Raw genomic sequence first — 20,360 nt, forward strand, 5'->3', positions numbered from 1 at the left:
AATATAACATAAGCAAAGATACAATGTCAAATGAACTATTTTTCTTTGACAACGAAATTTATTTTAGCAAGAAATAAATAATTATTCAATAGTTTTTTTCAAACAAAAAGAGAGGCGAACCTCTCTTTCTACTGTTTATCCTCTTTTCACTTCAGCAATTAATGAAGTTAAAAAGTCTGAGAATGGCTTTGTTTCTGAGTTTTGCTCGCCATATTTGCGGACATTAACTGCCTGATTTTCGACTTCTTTATCCCCAACAACAAGCATATATGGTATTTTTTGCATTTGTGCTTCACGGATTTTATAACCGATTTTTTCGTCACGGCCATCCAATTCAACACGAATACCTTCATTTTGAAGCTGTTCTTGAACTTGTTTCGCATAATCATAATGCACACCAGGAGAAACAGGAATGACCTGCACCTGTACCGGAGCGAGCCAAGTAGGGAAAGCACCTTTATATTCTTCAATTAAGAAGGCAACAAATCGTTCCATTGTTGATACAACACCACGGTGGATTACAACAGGACGATGCGGTTTACCGTCCTCACCCACATATGTTAAATCAAAACGTTCTGGTAATAAGAAGTCCAATTGTACAGTTGATAGTGTTTCGTCTTTTCCTAGTGCTGTTTTCACTTGAACGTCAAGCTTAGGACCGTAGAAGGCTGCTTCTCCTTCTGCCTCATAATAATCAAGACCAAGGTCATCCATTGCTTCCTTCAGCATTCCTTGGGCTTTTTCCCACATTGCGTCATCGTCAAAATACTTTTCAGTATCTTGCGGGTCACGGTAAGAAAGGCGGAAGGAATAGTCATTAATATCAAAGTCTTTGTATACGGCTAAAACGAGGTTCACAACCCGTTTGAATTCATCTTTAATTTGGTCAGGTCGAACGAAGATATGTGCATCATTTAATGTCATTCCACGAACACGCTGTAGTCCTGAAAGTGCACCAGACATTTCATAACGATGCATTGTTCCAAGTTCGGCAATCCTGATTGGAAGTTCACGATAGCTGTGGATGCTGTTTTTGTACACCATCATGTGATGCGGACAGTTCATTGGACGAAGAACTAATTGCTCGTTATCCATGTCCATTACTGGGAACATATCTTCTTGGTAATGATCCCAGTGTCCTGAAGTCTTATATAAATCGACACTGCCCATAATTGGAGTGTATACATGGTCATAGCCCAAGCGCTGTTCTTTATCAACAATGTAACGTTCAACCACCCGACGGATAGTTGCACCCTTTGGAAGCCATAACGGTAATCCTTGTCCTACCAATTGATTGCTAGTGAAAAGGTTTAACTCTTTCCCAATTTTACGGTGGTCACGTTCTTTCGCTTCTTCAAGTAAGCGAAGGTGTTCTGCTAAGTCTTCTTTCTTGAAAAAGGCTGTTCCATAAACGCGTTGCAGCATTTTATTTTTGCTGTCACCGCGCCAATAAGCACCTGCAATGTTTAACAGCTTAAATTCTTTGATTTTACCTGTTGATGGGACATGGACTCCGCGGCAAAGGTCAAAGAAATCACCTTGTTCGTAAATTGTCACTGTTTCCTCATCAGGAATAGCCTCAATTAATTCCAGCTTATAAGGGTCACCTGCTTCTTTAAAAAGCTGAACAGCCTCCGCACGGCTTACTTCTTTGCGGACAATTTCAATATTTTCATTAACGATTCGGGCCATTTCTTTTTCAATCTTTGGCAGATCTTCTGGAGTTAATGACTCTTCAAGGTCCATATCATAATAAAATCCACCTTCGATAACAGGTCCAACACCTAAATTCACACCCGGATAAAGTCTTCTAACAGCCTGTGCCATCAAATGCGCAGTACTGTGGCGTAAAATTTCTAACGCATCATCGGAATCTGGGACGACGATTTCTATTGAACCGTCTTCATTAATTGGACGGCGAAGATCAAACAACTGTCCGTTCCATTTGCCGGCAATCGCTTTTTTCTTTAGGCCTGGGCTGATGGATGCGGCAATATCTTCCGTTGTTGTTCCTTGTGGGAACTCCTTTACTGCCCCATCTGGAAACGAAATCTTAACAACGTCTGACATGGTAATTCCTCCTTTGAAATAAGCGTTTCGGGTCAATTTTTGCCCAAAAATCCGCTTTTAAAAAATAGGCTGTGTTAAACTAGTCTGTTGATTTCCGTTCCAGGCACTTCGCTTTCCGCGGGCGTGCCGGGGAGCCTCCTCAGCGCTTTTAGCGCCTGCGGGGTCTCCCCTGCCCCGTACTCCCGCAGGAGTCTTCGTGCCTTCCACTCCAATCAACAGAGTTCCAAAATCAACATTATTCTTTAACACAACAAAAAAATAAAAAACCCGTCCCTGGAAAAGGGACGAGTTTTGATAAACACGTGGTTCCACCCAATTTTTCATTTTCACATAATGACACTTTGAAAATGACTTTGGTCTGTTAACGGTCGAGAGCCGTCAGTCAATTACTAACCGCATGAAGACATGAAGCGTTCACTGCTGAAGTTTAAAGGTGGTAAGTATTATTTTCGTGTTAGGAGGCTTTCAGCCATGTCCTCCCTCTCTAGAAACCGTAAAAAATACTGTTATCCTTATCATCACTTTTGCTATGACTATACTATGTATGCAATTATAATGATTAATTTTTGAAAAATCAAGAGACATCAACCTAATAAGACAAATTTTCACACAATTCCTCTTTTCAAGCCTGATTTTCAGAAGATTGCTGATTCTCTGACCATTTATTCACATCTCTTAGTGCAGCAAATGATTTAATGGTTACTCTTTCTTCAAAAATATTTTTAATAGTCCTTACTAAGGGCTCATCCGGGTCCTTTGTATACAAAAAAATAGTTGTAGGCGCAAGTGATAATAATGGGGCAATTGATGCTGAGTCGACATAGACAGGATGATTTACTAGTAGTTTACGGTCAATCATTCTTGTTAATTCAGCACGTTTCATTTCGACAAACTGCTCATTATAAAAGGTGATTTCCTCATCAAACAATAAATGGAGCACCTCCATTTTTGGTTCACGATTCACCAAGAACTCACGGAGCATCTGCACGAATATTTGATATTCCTGCTCCATTTTATATTCATCAATCGCAATCTCAACATACCCTTGCAGTGACTGTAAATACGGACGTAAACGAAATTTAAGGAACGAGTCAAACGAAAAAGAGATATTATCTTGAAAAATATGCTCGATTGCAGATTTGATCTGTTTCTCTTCATTTGTATCGTTTAAAAAAATAGACATGTCTTCTCGTTGACCTTCGAGGATGGAATCAATAATCTCGATAATTTGCTGCTGTTCTTCATATTCATTGTAGAAATAATGGCCTTTTAATATTTCCCTAAACCAATCATCCCTCTTTATGATCGTAATGAATTCATAAAATGCATGTTTAACAATTCTAGAAATTTCAACCGATATCATACTGCCAAAAAATTTTACTATATGTCGATCTTCAATTAGAAGAATAGTTTCTTTGTCATGATTATTTGGTAAGTACTTCAGCAAGTGGTCATAAAATTTTTCAGCATCCAACTTGCTTTGGAAGATGATTTCCGCCAACCGAATCCCCCCTTTAAGCCAATCTTTGTATTAATATATATGGGGGACTTGGCTAAAATAGAAGTTAGCTGGTACATGCTTTTGTTATTTACAGAAAAAAAGGATAGAAAAAGGACTGCCGACTTGTTTACGACAATCCTAATACTACTTACATTGATTTAAATTACCTTCTGTTTGGTCCCTCGACCATCACAGGCACACTCAAGGAACGAATCCGCTCCATGATTCGTCTTGCCTTCATCTTCTCCTCTTCGCCCCTCTGACTGTAGGTTAAATGATGCTCAAGCCCTTTAAAGTCAAAGTTTGATGTAAAAAATGTAGGAAGACTCTCAAGCATTCTAAATTGTAGAATGGGGCCAAGCACCTCGTCCCTCGTCCAACTTGATACAGCTTCAGCGCCAATATCATCAAGCATAAGGATGGGTTCTTTTTTTAATGCTTCAATTTTTTCATTCAATGTGGAATCCGCGATTGACCCTTTCATCTCTCGCAACAATTCTGGCACATAGACAATCATCGAAGAAATTTGTTTCTTCGCCAATTCGTTGGCAATTGCACCTAATAAATAAGATTTCCCCACACCGAATTTCCCATAAAGATAAAGACCTTTTGGCTTATTTCCTGCCTCATAATTCATTAAGAACGTTGCAGCTTGATCGCCGGCATCGAGTCGGCCAGTGTCCGCTTCAAATTCCTCAAAGGAGGCTTCCAGGATATCTCTAGGGACATATAAACTCTTGATCAACTTCTCATTTTTCTTCTTTTCGTCAGCCATAATTTTTCGAGGACATTGTTTATACACCACATCGATAGAATTCCGAGCTAAAACCAAATCAGGGTGATACCCCTTCATAAAATTGATGCAGCCATCAAGGGATTCACATTTATTGCAATCCTTGCTTTGATTGATGTACTCATACAGTTTACTCATACTTTTATCAATCATCACAGAATCAATAGCCTCTTGATTCTGTGACAGAAATGCTTTAACATCAGGATTTTGCAGGACTTGCATTCGCTGTTGTTCATATCGTTTTTGAAAACTTTCATTTGAAGCCAATCTATTTAAGGTTTTATTGATTTTCTCCAACTACGGCACCCCCTATTTGCGGAACGCTTTTAATTTTTCTTCAATTGCCCGTTTCTTTGCTTCGACCTCATTATTAGTTCCCTGCGAAGGCTCTTTACTTGTGTCCTTAGTGCCCTCATCAAACCAATCTGGGATTAACTCTGTCCGTATCGGCTTTTTACTAGTTGATTTCCCCGTTTTTTTACTCTCGGTTGCCTTGTGTTCTTCATTTTTCGCAAGTTCCATTGCTTCCTTCACCGTTTTAACCTGCTTCCTTGCCCAATGACTAGCAATAGTCTCCACAAAACCCTTGGTAAATTTCATGTCCGTCTTTCTCATTGCCACTTCAATTAAAACATTGACAACACCCGGTGGCAGTTTATATTTAATCATAATTTCTTCTAATGTCTTCAAATTGGCATTCGAAGGCTCTACTCCGCCTGAGAATTCTTTAAAAACGATAAGCGGCGGGGTCGTTTCGTAAGAACGGATTAATTTCTCTTCCGGAGTTTTCGGTTCAGTGATTTGAGTTTGGTGGACAATAGGCTGGGTTCGGTTAATAAGACTTGGTAACTGGTCATAATTAACAAACTGATACCAATCCCGAGCACCTTTTCTTAAGTCTTCAATGTCAATCTCATCATGTTCGTTAATAGCGCCTAAGATGAAATTCTTCATTTCTAATGGGGAGATTTGATATAGAAATGCAAGATTACTAATCACTGCTTTTACTTTTGGCGTTAATGCTTTTTTCGGAACGAGTGACTCATTCAGCCCGGCTGCCAACATATCAAAATCAAACGTGTCCAAACCGATTTGAATCGGATTGGAATCCGAACGGCCAATAAACTGCTGATTTTCTTCCTCATGTAACTCTTCAGAAATCCCATGTATATATTGCATACTGCCTGGTGCAGCTGAAGCAAACACATCCTGAAAGGCTTTAGTAACATCAACATACTCATCTTCATTCGGCTTTTGTTGGTCACTAAAAAAGCGTTTCAACCGTGAAAAATGGGTTTTTCCGATCTTTCGGTAAAGATAAATATTTAGCATCCCATCTAAAAAGAATTGTTGGGGACTTAATGGAGGACGAAGTTCATATAAAAACGACCTGCCTCCTTCATCTGTTTTGACACGGGTATTTAACAAACCTATGCCTTCTAACTTTAACCTTGCTTCGAAAATGTCCTTTAAGTTCATCTCTAAGAGATTCATCAACAGATGGTGTGTGGAGGACTCAGACCATAAACGGTTTTCCTCTACCTCTGCCCAGAGAGTCATATATAAACTAAAGCAAGTTGAACCAATCAAAGGCTGATATAAAAACGTCAGCACTTTCCGGTCATAATCATGCAGTAGCCCATCAGCAGTTACGATATAACGGTCAATAGGAAGAATTTCCTGCCAATGCTGCGCCATAATACTACAACCTTCCCCTGTTATAAAGTCAAAAAGAGCCAAAAACCTATTTAGCTCTTACGATTTTTCTTTTTTTATTAATTCTTTTAATTCATCAATAAAAACATTGATATCCTTAAATTGTCGATAAACAGATGCGAATCTGACATAGGCAACTTCGTCCACGTGCGCTAGCCTGTCCATTACCATTTCACCTATGGCTTCACTTTTTATTTCAGAGACCCCCTGACTGCGCAGGTCTTTTTCAACACCGTGGGTTATATCTTCTAGTTCCTTTAAGGCCACAGGCCGCTTCTCACAAGCTTTTATCAAGCCTCTTAAGATTTTATCACGACTGAACTCTTCTCTGGTACCTTCTTTTTTGACTACAATTAACGGGATCTCTTCAATCTTCTCAAATGTAGTAAAACGATACCCACATTCCTCACATTCGCGTCTCCTCCGTGTGGCCCGGCCTTCATCAACAGGCCTGGAATCAAGGACACGTGTTCCATAATTTTGACAAGAAGGGCATTTCATTGTAATCAACTCCAAATCTACACTGTAGCTTCCGAACTAAACGCTTACTTTCATCTTATAAAAAAGAATATCTTTATACAAGTAAGTATTAGGAGTTTTTTATTCCTACGAAGTTATGTAATTGATTAATTCGCTCGTAATAAGAAATAATCCGCTTTTTTAAAGCAGGATAGGTGCCGAGAATCGAAATTTTTTCAGATGAAATATTAAAGTCTACTGCGGTTTCCATTGGTTTTACAGAGACAATGGTAACAATCAGAAAGCATTTAATTGGTTTATTGATTTCAATAGCAATTTCTCCATGATCCTTAGAAACGGTTGTTACTTGGCAATCGGCATCTTCATGAAATAACTTTTCAACTGAATCGAAAACTTGGTTAAACTTTGCCTTATAATAATGCGTTTTTAAAGAATCGTCAGCAATTTTGTCTGAAGTCTCAATTTGCTGCTTAAATCGAACAAATAAGTTACCTAACATAGCCATACTTTTCCTCCCCAATTGTCTTTTGTTTTATTGTACAACATTTTTGGTCAAAATATAAAAAGAGGTGTATGTTTAGATACACCTCTCACCAATTATGTTTATAGATTATAGTATTTTTGCCTGTTTTACATGGACAGGACCCATGCCGCGTGGAATTTCAATATTTTCACGTGTTTGGGCATTTAATGCCTCAGCAATATAATCTGCTGCAACATTAGGATTCAAATCGCCGCAAGTGAAGACATCAATGCTGGCGTATCCATGTTCAGGGAAGCTGTGAATAGTTAGATGTGATTCGGAAATAATGACGACACCACTCACACCTTGTGGAGCAAATTTATGAAATGCTACTTCACGGATTTCTGCCCCAGATTTAAGAGCTGCTTCAACAAAAGTCGTTTCAATAAAATTCATATCGTTTAGTTTTTCAAAGTCGCATCCCCATAACTCAGAGATCACGTGACGTCCCATTGTTTCCATATTCATTTTCCCCCTCTAACCTTTTTGTTCTTTCTTGAAATCATGTATTGACGGTATCTTATAACTACCACGGGGGAAAGTTAGTCCAGAGAGGTCCTAACCCTTTAAGTAATTAATCGCTACCTAATTTCAAGAAGTTCACGATGACTAGTATACTTTGTTTATATTTTTTTTGCAACCTATCAATATAAAAAACTTTATTAGGACGGGCTTTGTCATCCATTTGTTAATAAATTCAACAAAGCTATTTTATGCCTATTTCACCAAAATGGCACAAGATAGCACACAAAAAAAAGCTGTCAAATCGACAGCTTTTTTTGCGCTTTATTTACCCAACCTTTAACTCTGAGGACTTTGCTATTTGCTGAGCAACCAACAGAGTGAGATCTACCACACGTGACGAATAGCCCCATTCATTATCATACCATGCCAAAACCTTTACTTTTCTTGTGCCCATCACCATAGTGGATAAACCGTCAATGATGGCAGAATGCTCATTCGTATTAAAATCAACAGATACTAACGGTTCCATCGTGAAATCCAAAATACCTTTTAATGGTCCATTTGCTGCTTCCATAAGGGCATGATTGACTTCATCGACCGTCACATCTTGCTTTAGATCCACTACTAAATCAACTAGTGAAACGTTTGGTGTAGGTACACGAAGTGACATACCATGTAATTTCCCTTTTAACTGAGGTAAAACTAAAGAAATGGCTTTCGCTGCCCCTGTTGTCGTTGGAATGATTGATTGACCGCATGCACGAGCCCTTCGTAAATCTTTATGAGGGTTATCAATATTTTTTTGATCATTTGTATAGGCATGAATCGTGGTCATTAATCCGCATTCAATTCCAAACTTATCGTCTAATACCTTTGCAACTGGTGCTAGACAGTTGGTTGTACATGACGCATTGGAGATAATGTCATGAACATTAACATCTAACATTTCCTCATTTACACCCATGACAATTGTAACGTCCTCATTTTTTCCCGGAGCAGTTAAAATCACTTTCTTTGCTCCTGCTTCTAAATGTAATGCAGCCGCTTCACGGGCATTAAACTTCCCAGTAGCTTCGATAACAATCTCAATCCCAAGCTCTCTCCATGGAAGTTCCTCTGGATTACGACTGCTCAATAGTTTTATCCTTTTTCCATTTACAAGTAACTCTTCATCTAAAGGAATAACATCTCCTTGAAATGGTCCATGATTAGTATCATATTTAAGTAGATGTGCTAATGTTTCTGCGGGATAACTAGCGTTTATGGCTACAACATCAAGTTTATTTTCAAGGATCGCTTTTCTAAAAACCATCCTTCCAATTCTTCCAAACCCATTAATCGCAACTTTTGTCTTCATATTTGCAACCCCTTTTGTATTAATGACATACTTAATACTTGTATTATTGTAATTAGTATAACATATTTAGGTGGAATTGTGATGAATTATGTGCGGATTTTTTAATGTTTAATAATTTAGATAACTTAATAATATAAAAAAAGAGAAGGGGGCTCCTTCTCTCCGATTGTTTCATCTTATTTTTTATTGATGCCAAACTTCGCTAAGATTTCAAGAAGCTGTTTTTTTGTGTCCTCGACCGATCCGTTATTATTAATTACTGCGTCCGCCAGCCTGAGTTTGTCAGACAACGGCATTTGCGAATGAATCCTTGCTTCAGCATCCATGACAGAAAGGTTATTTCTCGCCATTAATCTTTTTAATTGCGTTTCATTGTCAACAAATACTAGTAATGTTTTATCCACCATATAGGTAAGTTTGCTTTCAAATAGTAACGGTATATCAAGAACAACCACTTCTTCGCCGTTCTTTTTTGCTGTTTCGACTTGGTCTTTCATTCTTCTTCTGACTTCTGGGTGAACGATGTCATTTAATAATTGCCGTTTTTTGACTTGATGAAAAATAATCGAGCCCAGTTTAGGCCGGTCAATTTCTCCATCAGCTAATAATATATCTTCGCCAAACTCAGCAATGATCTTAAAATAAGCTGCTTCACCTTTCATTACCGCTAGGCGTGCTTCAATATCTGCATCAACCACAGTGATATTCATTTCTTTGAAAAAGTTAGAGACGGTGCTTTTTCCACTTGCAATTCCACCTGTTAATCCGATAACTAATGACATCCCAAAATCCTCTTTCTGATTCTTATAATTTCCAAATCCCTATAATTATTAATAATATCCCTGGTAAAAAGGTGAACTTTTGAATCCATTCAAATTTATGAAAAAAAGTTCCACTTTTTATTCCTAAAAGCACAAACAACGAACTCATAATCGCAACAGTAAACGCTAAATAATAAGGAGAGAAGCCAAGCATCGCTGCACCAATCCCAGCTCCAAAGGCATCCAACGACAAGGCGAACCCTAACATTAACGCCTCAATCCCAGTAATCGTACCAGATTGATCGAAATCAGCCGACATCGGCTTTTTCAATATATTAATGGCTAATCCAAGGGACTTGATCTCAAAATTCACGATGGTCTTTTCATGATCGAGTACGTCCTTTTCTTTTTCTGGCCGAAAAAATTGATACAAAACCCAAGCACCAAGACCAATTAGGATAATCCCCCCTAGGCTTGCGGTAATTCTTGGTGATAAAACTTTCTCAAGTCCATGTCCAATTGACACGGCGATCATTAAGGAAATAGCAGAGCAACTTGCAATAATAATTATTGACCTTAGCGGCATGACCATTTTCCTTAGTCCATAGGTAAATCCTACGCTAAAGCTGTCAAGGCTAAGGGCAAAAGCGAGGATGAGAAGTGATAACAACTGAACCATGATGTATAGGGCTCCTTCCACCAAAATCATTACGATAGTATATGGCAGGAGCCTATCCATGGTTAATGTTATTCTCTTTTCACTCTTTTACTTTTTCGGTTCTGCTTCGATTTTTTGGCATTGAGGGCAGTAATGAGTTCCTCTCCCACCAACAGTTGTTTTTTCTAAAGGTGTCCCGCATCGTTTACACTCTTCACCGTTTCGACCGTAAGCATATAATTCAAGCTGGAACATTCCTATTTCACCTTGAGAGTTTACATACGAACGGATTGTACTTCCTCCCTTTTTGACTGCTTCACTCAAGGTTGCTACAATCTCACGATGAAGAAGGGTAACTTCGCTGTTATCCAGAGTGTTAGCCAAACGCTCTGGATGGATTCCGGCCCTAAAAAGTGCTTCATCCACATAGATATTACCAAGTCCAACAAAGACTTTTTGGTCTAATAAAGCTGTTTTAACTTTCCGATTCGTTTTTGCCAGCTTTTCAGCTAAATATTCGATGGTGAATTCCTCCGAAAATGGTTCAGGGCCAAGTCCGATCAAGGGCTCCGTTAAAAACTCATCCCCTTTTTTATAAAGATGCATGGTTCCAAACTTGCGAACGTCCCGATATCTTAACTCTGTCCCATCTGTAAAATGAAAGAGAACATGTGTATGTTTATCATAGGGCTCATCCTTAGGATATAGACCATACTTTCCTTCCATTCTCAAATGAGAAACTAAGGCGAAATTTCCTGTATAAATAATTAAAAATTTCCCTCTTCTTCCGACATCAAGAATGGTCTCCCCAATCAAAGCATCGACAAATTGTTCCACTTCCAGTGGATTTTTTATGATTTTCGGCCAATAGACCGTTATATCTTTGATGGTTTTATTCACTACTAATTTTTTTAATGTTTTTCGAACAGTTTCTACTTCCGGAAGTTCTGGCATTGTAGCCTCCTCCTATTATTTAGCGTCAAACCAAGTTGGCCCGTAAGCATAATCCACTTTCAATGGTACCTTTAATTCAAGGGCATTTTCCATCACGTCTGGGACTAATTTCTTTAAAGTTTCCAATTCTTCCTCAGGTGCTTCAAAAATTAATTCATCATGTACCTGAAGTAAAAGTCGTGTCTTTAACCCCATATCCTTTAATGCCTCATCCATATCTATCATTGCTTTTTTTATGATATCAGCAGCACTGCCTTGGATCGGTGTGTTCATTGCCGTTCTTTCTGCAAAGCTTCGGATATTAAAATTACGCGCAGTAATTTCAGGAATATATCTTCTTCTTTGCATTAGGGTTGAAACGTACCCCTTCTGCTTGGCTGAGTGTATAATTTCATCCATATATTCTTTGACACCTGGGTAAGTATCTAAATAGCGTTCAATGAATTGACCGGCTTCTTTCCTAGTTATTCCTAAGGATTGGGATAGTCCATAATCACTAATTCCATAGACAATTCCAAAGTTTACAGCTTTTGCCTGTCGCCTCATATTTGAGGTTACCTCATCCTTATTGACATGGAAAACCTCCATGGCAGTCTTCGTATGAATATCCATATCTTCCTTAAATGCTTGAATCAGCTTATCATCACCAGCAATATCAGCAAGTACGCGAAGTTCAATCTGGGAATAATCCGCAGCAAAAATGATCCACCCTTCCTCAGATGGAACAAAGGCTTGACGAATTTTCCGACCTTCTTCCAAACGAATCGGGATATTTTGCAAATTAGGGTCAATCGAACTTAACCGCCCTGTCGCTGTTAAGGTTTGTTGATATCTAGTATGGACTTTTCCCGTTTTAGGATTAATCACCTTTAATAATCCTTCTATATAGGTAGATTGCAGCTTACCTAATTGTCTGTATAAAAGGATGTATTCAATAATTTCATGATCCTCCGCCAATTTTTCCAATACATCTGCCGAAGTGGAATACCCTGTTTTCGTTTTCTTTAATGTAGGCAGGTTTAATTTTTCGAATAAGATAACGCCAAGCTGTTTGGGTGAGTTGATATTAAATTTCTCTCCAGCTAATTGACATATCTTCTCTTCAATTTCAATTAGTCTTTCATTTAGTTCTTTTCCCATTGTCTGAAGGCGTTCCTGTTCCACTTTGATTCCGCATGATTCCATATCCGCTAATATAAGCGATAATGGCATTTCAAGTTCAGTAAACAACTGATATTGTTCATTTTTCTTTAATTCATCTTCAAGTTTTCCTCTTAAATCAGACATGGCAAGACTTTTACGGACAAGATACTCTGCAAGCTGTGTTACTTCAGGGACTTTTCGCTTCGCCCCTTTCCCATAAAAGGATTCATCTGTTTGGATTGTATGTACATCAAATCGTTTCGTAATCGATGCGAGATCTTCAATATTTTCTGAAGGATTTATGATATAAGATGCCATCAGAATATCAAAATCGACACCTTTTAAATGAATATCATACCTTCGTAAAGAGACCTCAGAACGCTTGGCATCATAAACCGTTTTCTTTTTACTTTCATCCTCCGCCCATTTTTTGAAAGCCTCTGATTGCAATACCTGATTTGTAGGAAAATAAAAATGCCCGTTTTCATTGACAAGGGAAAAGCCAATAATTTCTGCAAAATGATAATTATCATCCAACATTTCAACATAAAAATAATTGTCGTCTGCAAATAACTCTTCCGTGATTTCTGCTGGAGTTTGAAACTCAATCTCTTCCAGTTCTGGCACATCAGCCATCTCTGGACCTTCACCCAGCTTTTCCAATAACGAATGAAATCCTAATTCTTTAAAGAGAGCTACTAATTTATCGCGCGTAAATCCCTCATAAGCAATCGTATCTAAATTTACTTCGATAGGTGCCTGCCTTTCAATCGTTGCCAGCTCTTTACTCATTATGGCTTGATCCTTAAATTCTTCCAACTTCTCTTTAAGCTTATTACCATTAACCTGGTCAATAGAGGCTAATAAATTTTCAAGCGTAGTAAACTCCTTTAAAAGTTTGATCGCTGTTTTTTCACCAACGCCAGGTACACCAGGAATATTATCGGAAGGGTCCCCCATCAGCCCTTTCATATCAATGATTTGCTCTGGTGTAAGTCCATATTTTTCAGCGACATGTTCAGGGGTATATTCCTCAATATCTGTAATACCTTTGCGCGTAATTCCTACTGTAGTCGTTGGTGAAGAGAGTTGCGTTAAATCTTTATCTCCGGAAATCACCTTTACTTCATACCCATCATGTTCAGCACTTAATGACAAGGTACCAATGATATCATCTGCCTCATAATTTTCAAGTTCGTACCTAGAGATTCCATAGGCATCTAGAAGGTCACGAATGAACGGAAATTGTTCCGATAGCTCAGGCGGCGTTTTTTGTCTGCCGCCTTTATATTCACTAAAGGTTTTATGTCGAAAGGTCGTTTTTCCTGCGTCAAATGCGACAAGGATATGGCTTGGCTTTTCATCTTCAAGTATTTTCATCAGCATCATCGTAAAACCATATACGGCATTCGTGTGAATTCCTTTATCGTTATTAAGCAAGGGTAGTGCAAAGAATGCCCGGTAAGCAATACTATTACCATCGATAAGGACAAGTTTCTTTTTTTCCATTTATATATATCCACCTTCCAAAATCACCTTAAATATTTATATAATTCAATTATAAACTCGCTTCCTTCACCCAATTCACTTCTAACACTTATATTTCCATGATGGGCTTCAATTAAATGCTTAACGATCGCTAATCCTAGTCCAGTCCCGCCGGAGTTCCGGCTTCTCGCTCGGTCAACACGGTAAAAACGTTCAAAAATACGTGGAATTTCTTCTTTACTAATTCCAATCCCAGTGTCTTTTACATGTACTCGTACCTTTTCACCGTGTTCGAGTAGGATTATTTCCACATTCCCTTCAGGCGGAGTGTAGTTCATGGCATTGGCAATCAAGTTAATAAACACTTGTTTTAAACGGTCTAAATCACCCTGGATCATCACTTGATCTTGCTTACAAAGAAGGCTAACCCGGATATTCTTTGCTTGGGCTTTTCCACTAAGAATCGTAATAACCTCTTTTAACAGCTCGTTCAAATCTAGTTCCTGAATATTTAATCTGAAACCCTGTTGTTCTATTTTTGAAAGATCTAATAGTTCTTGGATGAGGGTTTGGAGTCGGTCACTTTCTTTTAGAATAATGGAAAGAAACGCTTCCAAGGTTTCTTTATTATTCATGGCACCATCCATCAGTGTTTCAGTAAATCCTTTAATAGAAGTGACCGGGGTTTTTAATTCGTGCGATACGTTGGCCACAAAGTCCTTGCGCATTTGCTCGAGTTTTTTAATTTCAGTAATATCATGAAATACCAGCAATACACCTTTCCATACATTGTTGGTTCCAAGAATCGGAACACCATAGACAACAAAGTACCTACGTTCAATGAATAGTGGAACAAGTATTTGTTTGCTGACCTTTTTTTCCGTTCGAAAAACTTCAGCCACTAACTGACAAATTTCTTCATATTCAATAACTTCATAATAGACTTTATTTAAATAATCGCTAGAATTGACATGAAAAATATCAATAAATCCTTTATTAATTAGGTTGATGTACCCTCGACTATCAATTAGAACTAGACCAGCGCCCATATTTTCAATTAGTGCACTTAGTCGGTCCTGCTGCATTTCTTGCGCTTTAGTGAGTTCTTGCAGGTTTTCGGCCAGCATATTGATTGATGACCCAAGCATCCCCGTTTCATCTAATCTACTTACTGTAGTTCGAGCACGGTAATTTCCTTTAGCCAGTTCAATGGCAACGTTGGTTGCAGCCTCAATTGGTTTGGTATACTTTGAGGTAATTCTTACACATAGAAAAAGAATAATAATGATGGCAATCCCAAGACAAATGGAAAGAACCCATAAAACTTCAAATTTCAAATGTTGAGTTAGTGACTCTAGGTAATAGCTTTTAAAAAATTGACCTATCAAAATTCCTACCCCAACTAATACAATAATAACTAATATGATTAGTGATATTAGCAGTCCTTTTCGGAATTTGGTCATTCTCCCTTAGGCTCCTCCAATTTATAGCCCAAGCCCCGAATTGTTTTAATATAGGCCGGCTTTTTTGTGTCCGCTTCAACTTTTTCTCTTAAATGTGAGATATGTACATCGACTATTCTAGTATCGCCAGCAAAGTCATAATTCCAAACAGCACTTAGTAATTGATCACGGGTCATAACACGCCCTTTATTTTGGGAGAGGTAAAGAAGCAATTCAAATTCTTTTAAGGTTAACTCCAACAACTTGCCGTTAAAATAAGCCTCATATTTATCAGAATTGATTTTCAGATTACCTATTTGCAGCAATCCCGTCTCTTCTCCACCTGCTTGTCCAGCATCTGTTTGAATTTGAGTCCTTCTAAGTATGGCTTTGACACGAGCGATTACTTCTCTTGGACTGAAAGGTTTGACCATGTAATCATCTGCACCAAGTTCCAACCCCAAGATTTTATCGAATTCATCCTCTTTAGCGGTTAACATTAGAATCGGAGTCATAATCTTGTTTTGTCTCAACTGCTTACAAACTTCCATTCCATCCATTTTAGGCAGCATTAAATCTAATACAATGATATCAGGTGATTGTGTCTCTGCTAATTGTTTTCCCTCTTCACCATCCATTGCTGTTATTACATCAAACCCCGCTTGCTCCAAGTTATATTGTAGTAAAGTAACAATCGACTGTTCGTCATCGACAACAAGCACTCTATTTTTCATAGTAACCCCCACTTTATTAGTTACCTCCATTATAATAATAAAGTTTGTGTATTTTCTAGCTTTACAAAACTTTAACAAATAAAAGGAATGTGAACAGGTCACATTCCTTCTTAATAACATTATTAAAAATTCTCTAAAGCCCTGCCATGAATTTCTTCTAATCGGTGTGGCGGACAAACCTTGACCTTGCCTTGAATGACGGTCTCGTTCTTTTCATTAGTTCCTGCCACACTAATCACAATGGTATGCTCATTCCTTGTTACTTCAACGACTTCGAATAATAACTCAACAGCTCCATAATGAAAAACAGGTTTAGGAAAACTGATTTCTTGGCTTAAAATATGGCTTCCAGGGCCGGGTAAATATTTTGAAATGGCTGAGGTGATCATACCTGTCAGCATAATGCTCGGAACGATCGGCCTTTCAAATGGAGTCTGTGAAGCATAATCATGCTGAATATAGAGGGGATTTGCATCATCAGTTAATCCTAAATAAAGAAGCAGATCCTTGTCTTCTATTTTTTCAGTCATAGCTAATTTTTCACCGACAGAAATTTCTTCAATTTTACGTCCTAACCTTCTTTTTTTACCTAAAAGCAAAAAACTCCACCTCCATGTAAGCGATTTCAAATGTATACAAAGAAATTCGGGGAACCATTGTAACCCCGAATTTCTCCTTTATCCTTTTTTACGCTAATACTTGCATCACATTGCGAACGGATTCAACTGATTTATCTAAAGCAGCTTTTTCGTCAGCAGTTAATTCAAGCTCGATGACTTTTTCAATACCATTTGCACCAAGGATAGTCGGTACACCAAGGTAGATGCCATCGTAACCAAATTCGCCTTCAAGATAGGCAATGGATGGAAGAACACGGCGTTGGTCTTTTAGAATGGCTTCACACATTTCAACTAAAGAAGCAGCAGGAGCATAGTAGGCGCTTCCATTACCTAGAAGGTTAACAATTTCACCGCCGCCCTTTCTTGTACGTTCTACAATAGCTTCAAGACGATCTTTAGGAATTAATGTTTCTAAAGGAATACCGCCCGCATATGAGTAACGTACAAGCGGAACCATGTCATCACCATGACCGCCTAAAACGAAACCAGTAATGTCTTTAACAGAAAGGTTTAATTCTTGAGCAACAAATGTACGGAAACGAGCAGTATCAAGAACACCAGATTGACCAATTACACGGTTTTTAGGGAATCCTGATTCTTTAAATACTGTGTATGTCATTGCATCAACTGGGTTAGTTAAAACAAGAATAGTACAGTTAGGGGAATACTTCACGATTTCTTGAGTTACACTTCTCATAACCTTTTGGTTTGTCTGAACTAAATCATCTCGGCTCATACCAGGTTTACGAGCAATACCCGCAGTAATCACGACGATATCTGAATCACGCGTATCTTCATAATTTGAAGTACCAGTAATATTGGCATCAAAGCCTTGTACTGGACTTGCTTCAAGCATATCTAGTGCCTTACCTTTTGTAGGGTTTTCCATTGGAGCGATATCTACTAAAACTACATCTCCAAGTTCCTTTTGAGCTAGTAAAAATGCCGTAGTTGCTCCAGTAAATCCTCCGCCGATTACAGAAACCTTTTTACGTTTTAATGACATTATAACTCTCCCCTTTTAACGTATTGTTGTTCTTGAACCATAAAATGCAGGAAGGGCTATTTAAAGAACAGCCCACATCTGCATCAACCCTTTACTCCATGTTCTTAATAAGCTCGCTAGCAAATTCAGAAGTTTTTACTTCTGTTGCGCCTTCCATTAATCGAGCAAAATCATATGTTACAACTTTAGAAGCAATTGTCTTTTCTACTGATTTGATAACCATTGAAGCGGCTTCGTTCCAGCCTAGGTGCTCAAGCAATAACACACCTGATAAAATAACAGATGATGGATTCACCTTATCAAGACCTGCATATTTAGGTGCAGTACCGTGTGTTGCTTCAAAAATCGCATGTCCTGTTTCATAGTTGATGTTAGCACCTGGTGCAATACCAATACCGCCAACTTGTGCAGCAAGTGCATCTGAAATGAAATCTCCATTTAAGTTCATTGTTGCAACAACATCAAACTCACGTGGACGTGTAAGAATTTGTTGTAAGAAGATATCAGCAATGGCGTCTTTTACGATAATTTTGCCTGCTGCTTCTGCATCAGCTTGAGCTTTATTAGCCGCTTCTGAACCTTGCTCCGCTTTAATACGGTCATATTGTGCCCATGTAAAGACTTTATCACCGAATTCCTTCTCAGCAAGCTCATAGCCCCAGTTTTTAAATGCACCTTCAGTAAATTTCATGATATTCCCTTTGTGTACAAGTGTAACTGACGTACGGCCTTCTTTAATGGCATAGTTAATTGCCGCACGGACTAGACGAGAAGTACCTTGTTCAGAAACAGGCTTAATACCGATACCAGAAGTTTCTGGGAATCTAATTTTGTTAACGCCCATTTCATTTTGTAAAAAGTCAATTACCTTTTTAACTGCTTCTGTACCTTTTTCATATTCAATACCTGCATAAATATCTTCTGTGTTTTCACGGAAAATAACCATGTCTGTATCTTGTGGACGTTTAACCGGTGAAGGAACACCCTCAAACCATCTAACTGGACGTAAGCAGACAAACAAATCTAGCTCTTGACGCAGTGCAACATTCAACGAACGAATTCCGCCGCCAACAGGTGTAGTTAATGGTCCTTTAATGGCAATTAAATATTCATTGATTACATCAAGTGTTTCAGATGGCAGCCATTCGCCAGTTTGGTTGAATGCTTTTTCTCCAGCTAAAACTTCTTTCCAGATTAGTTTGCGTTCACCTTTATACGCTTTTTCAACAGCTGCATTTAAAACTCGCTCAGAAGCTGCCCAAATATCTGGTCCGATTCCGTCACCCTCAATAAATGGGATAATTGGATTGTTTGGTACGTTTAATACTCCGTTAGTAACTGTAATTTTTTCGCCTTGCATAGTTGATTTTCCCTCCTATTATGTAAAAAAGCTACGTTATGACTTATGGAAAGGTTAGAGATGTTTGTCTCTAACCTTATCATACATTCTTATTAGACCAATTATTGCGACAAAAGTAAATAATTAACCTCGTTGCTCAATTGGAACATATTTTTGCATTCCAGGACCTGTATAATCTGCACGCGGGCGGATTAAGCGGTTGTTTTGATACTGTTCAAGAATATGAGCAAGCCAGCCGGATACTCTGCTTACTGCAAAGATTGGTGTCATTAAATCATGGTCAATCCCTAAGCTGTGGTAAACAGAAGCAGAATAGAAATCCACGTTAGGCGGCAGATTCTTTTCCCCTGTTACAATACTTTCAATCTTTTCAGACATATCATACCATTGTGGTTCGCCTGTTAATTCAGTCAATTTTTTAGACATGGCTCTTAAGTGCTTGGCACGTGGATCTCCTTTTCGATAGACACGATGGCCAAAGCCCATGATTTTTTCTTTCTTCTCAAGCTTACCACGTACATATGGTTCAACATTTTCGAGCGTACCAATTTCTTTTAACATTTTCATGACCGCTTCATTTGCTCCACCGTGTAATGGTCCCTTAAGAGCACCAATTGCAGCAGTTACACCAGAATAAACATCGGATAATGTAGCTACACATACACGGGCTGTAAATGTAGATGCGTTTAATTCATGGTCCGCATGTAATACAAGCGCTTTATCAATCGCTTCAACAGCGATTGGGTCTGGTACTTTCCCAGTCAACATGTATAAGAAATTGGCTGCAAAGCTTAATTCTGGTTTAGGTGCAATTGGCTCTAACCCTTTTCTTATACGGGCAAATGTTGCAACAATCGCAGGCATTTTTGCCTGAAGGCGAATAGCTTTTTGATAATTTGAATCAGCATCCATTAAATCTGCTTTATCATCATAAATACCTAAAAGAGAAACGGCTGTACGAAGGGCAGCCATTGGATGTACTTCTTGAATTGGAAACAATTTAAAGTGTTCAATTACTTCCTGTGGCAATGCTGAATTTTCAGCAAGTTGTTTTTTCAATTCAGTTAACTGGTCTGCTGTCGGCAATTTACGATGCCATAATAAATAGATTACCTCTTCAAAACTAGCATTTACAGCTAAATCGTCAATGTCATAGCCAACATAAGTAAGCGTATCATCAATAATTGAGCTGATGGAGGAAGTTGTTGCCACTACCCCTTCAAGACCGCGTGTTACTGTCATAGTAAATCTCTCCTTCTCATTCTAAATTTCCCCATACCAGTAAAGTG

19 protein-coding genes are annotated in these 20,360 nt (G+C 38.4%); all 19 read right to left on the minus strand.

The features are described 5' to 3' along the window. Positions 1–135: 135 nt before the first annotated feature. On the minus strand, positions 136–2,070 hold the full coding sequence (thrS, locus tag ACE198_RS07735; RefSeq protein ID WP_251460270.1) for a threonine--tRNA ligase: 1,935 nt from the start codon (positions 2,068–2,070) through the stop codon (positions 136–138). 57 nt (positions 2,071–2,127) lie between these two features. Further along, positions 2,128–2,400 (minus strand): hypothetical protein, encoded by a 273-nt coding sequence (locus ACE198_RS07740; RefSeq protein ID WP_375375142.1) that lies wholly within the window; start codon positions 2,398–2,400, stop codon positions 2,128–2,130. Between the two features lie 292 nt (positions 2,401–2,692). Then, positions 2,693–3,571, minus strand: a complete 879-nt coding sequence (ytxC, locus tag ACE198_RS07745) for a putative sporulation protein YtxC (RefSeq protein WP_375375143.1) — start codon at positions 3,569–3,571, stop codon at positions 2,693–2,695. A 163-nt stretch (positions 3,572–3,734) separates the two neighbouring features. Next, positions 3,735–4,661 (minus strand): primosomal protein DnaI, encoded by a 927-nt coding sequence (gene dnaI, locus ACE198_RS07750; protein WP_098574350.1) that lies wholly within the window; start codon positions 4,659–4,661, stop codon positions 3,735–3,737. Positions 4,662–4,673: 12 nt separating this feature from the next. Further along, entirely contained in the window at positions 4,674–6,062 is a 1,389-nt protein-coding gene (locus tag ACE198_RS07755; RefSeq protein WP_251460265.1) for a replication initiation and membrane attachment family protein, read from the minus strand. Positions 6,063–6,119: 57 nt separating this feature from the next. Then, entirely contained in the window at positions 6,120–6,581 is a 462-nt protein-coding gene (gene nrdR, locus ACE198_RS07760; RefSeq protein WP_098574354.1) for a transcriptional regulator NrdR, read from the minus strand. 88 nt (positions 6,582–6,669) lie between these two features. Beyond that, entirely contained in the window at positions 6,670–7,065 is a 396-nt protein-coding gene (locus ACE198_RS07765; RefSeq protein ID WP_098574356.1) for a hypothetical protein, read from the minus strand. 105 nt (positions 7,066–7,170) lie between these two features. After that, on the minus strand, positions 7,171–7,545 hold the full coding sequence (speD, locus tag ACE198_RS07770) for an adenosylmethionine decarboxylase (protein WP_251460263.1): 375 nt from the start codon (positions 7,543–7,545) through the stop codon (positions 7,171–7,173). A 328-nt stretch (positions 7,546–7,873) separates the two neighbouring features. Next, entirely contained in the window at positions 7,874–8,905 is a 1,032-nt protein-coding gene (locus ACE198_RS07775; RefSeq protein WP_098574362.1) for a glyceraldehyde-3-phosphate dehydrogenase, read from the minus strand. 176 nt (positions 8,906–9,081) lie between these two features. Further along, a complete protein-coding gene (gene coaE / locus ACE198_RS07780) occupies positions 9,082–9,687 on the minus strand; it encodes a dephospho-CoA kinase (RefSeq protein ID WP_251460262.1) in 606 nt (201 codons plus the stop codon). 22 nt (positions 9,688–9,709) lie between these two features. Further along, on the minus strand, positions 9,710–10,345 hold the full coding sequence (ytaF, locus tag ACE198_RS07785) for a sporulation membrane protein YtaF (RefSeq protein WP_098574366.1): 636 nt from the start codon (positions 10,343–10,345) through the stop codon (positions 9,710–9,712). Positions 10,346–10,432: 87 nt separating this feature from the next. Then, entirely contained in the window at positions 10,433–11,278 is an 846-nt protein-coding gene (gene mutM / locus ACE198_RS07790) for a DNA-formamidopyrimidine glycosylase (protein ID WP_098574368.1), read from the minus strand. A 15-nt stretch (positions 11,279–11,293) separates the two neighbouring features. Then, positions 11,294–13,930, minus strand: a complete 2,637-nt coding sequence (polA, locus tag ACE198_RS07795) for a DNA polymerase I (RefSeq protein ID WP_251460260.1) — start codon at positions 13,928–13,930, stop codon at positions 11,294–11,296. Positions 13,931–13,953: 23 nt separating this feature from the next. After that, positions 13,954–15,372, minus strand: coding sequence for a two-component system histidine kinase PnpS (gene pnpS, locus ACE198_RS07800; RefSeq protein WP_251460258.1), 1,419 nt, complete (start codon positions 15,370–15,372; stop codon positions 13,954–13,956). Next, complete coding sequence (locus ACE198_RS07805) at positions 15,369–16,085, minus strand: response regulator transcription factor (protein ID WP_251460256.1); 717 nt, start codon at positions 16,083–16,085, stop codon at positions 15,369–15,371. Before ACE198_RS07805 ends, pnpS begins: the two co-directional genes overlap by 4 nt. 122 nt (positions 16,086–16,207) lie before the next feature. Continuing rightward, positions 16,208–16,684, minus strand: coding sequence for a MaoC/PaaZ C-terminal domain-containing protein (locus tag ACE198_RS07810; RefSeq protein ID WP_251460254.1), 477 nt, complete (start codon positions 16,682–16,684; stop codon positions 16,208–16,210). 88 nt (positions 16,685–16,772) lie between these two features. Next, positions 16,773–17,711: a malate dehydrogenase gene (gene mdh / locus ACE198_RS07815; RefSeq protein ID WP_098574379.1), complete on the minus strand. Its 939-nt coding sequence runs from the start codon at positions 17,709–17,711 to the stop codon at positions 16,773–16,775. A 91-nt stretch (positions 17,712–17,802) separates the two neighbouring features. Next, complete coding sequence (gene icd, locus ACE198_RS07820; RefSeq protein WP_098574381.1) at positions 17,803–19,071, minus strand: NADP-dependent isocitrate dehydrogenase; 1,269 nt, start codon at positions 19,069–19,071, stop codon at positions 17,803–17,805. 123 nt (positions 19,072–19,194) lie between these two features. Continuing rightward, positions 19,195–20,313: a citrate synthase gene (citZ, locus tag ACE198_RS07825; protein ID WP_251460250.1), complete on the minus strand. Its 1,119-nt coding sequence runs from the start codon at positions 20,311–20,313 to the stop codon at positions 19,195–19,197. Positions 20,314–20,360 lie beyond the last annotated feature (47 nt).

The organism is Neobacillus sp. KR4-4, from assembly GCF_042136325.1.
GTDB lineage: Bacteria > Bacillota > Bacilli > Bacillales > Cytobacillaceae > Neobacillus.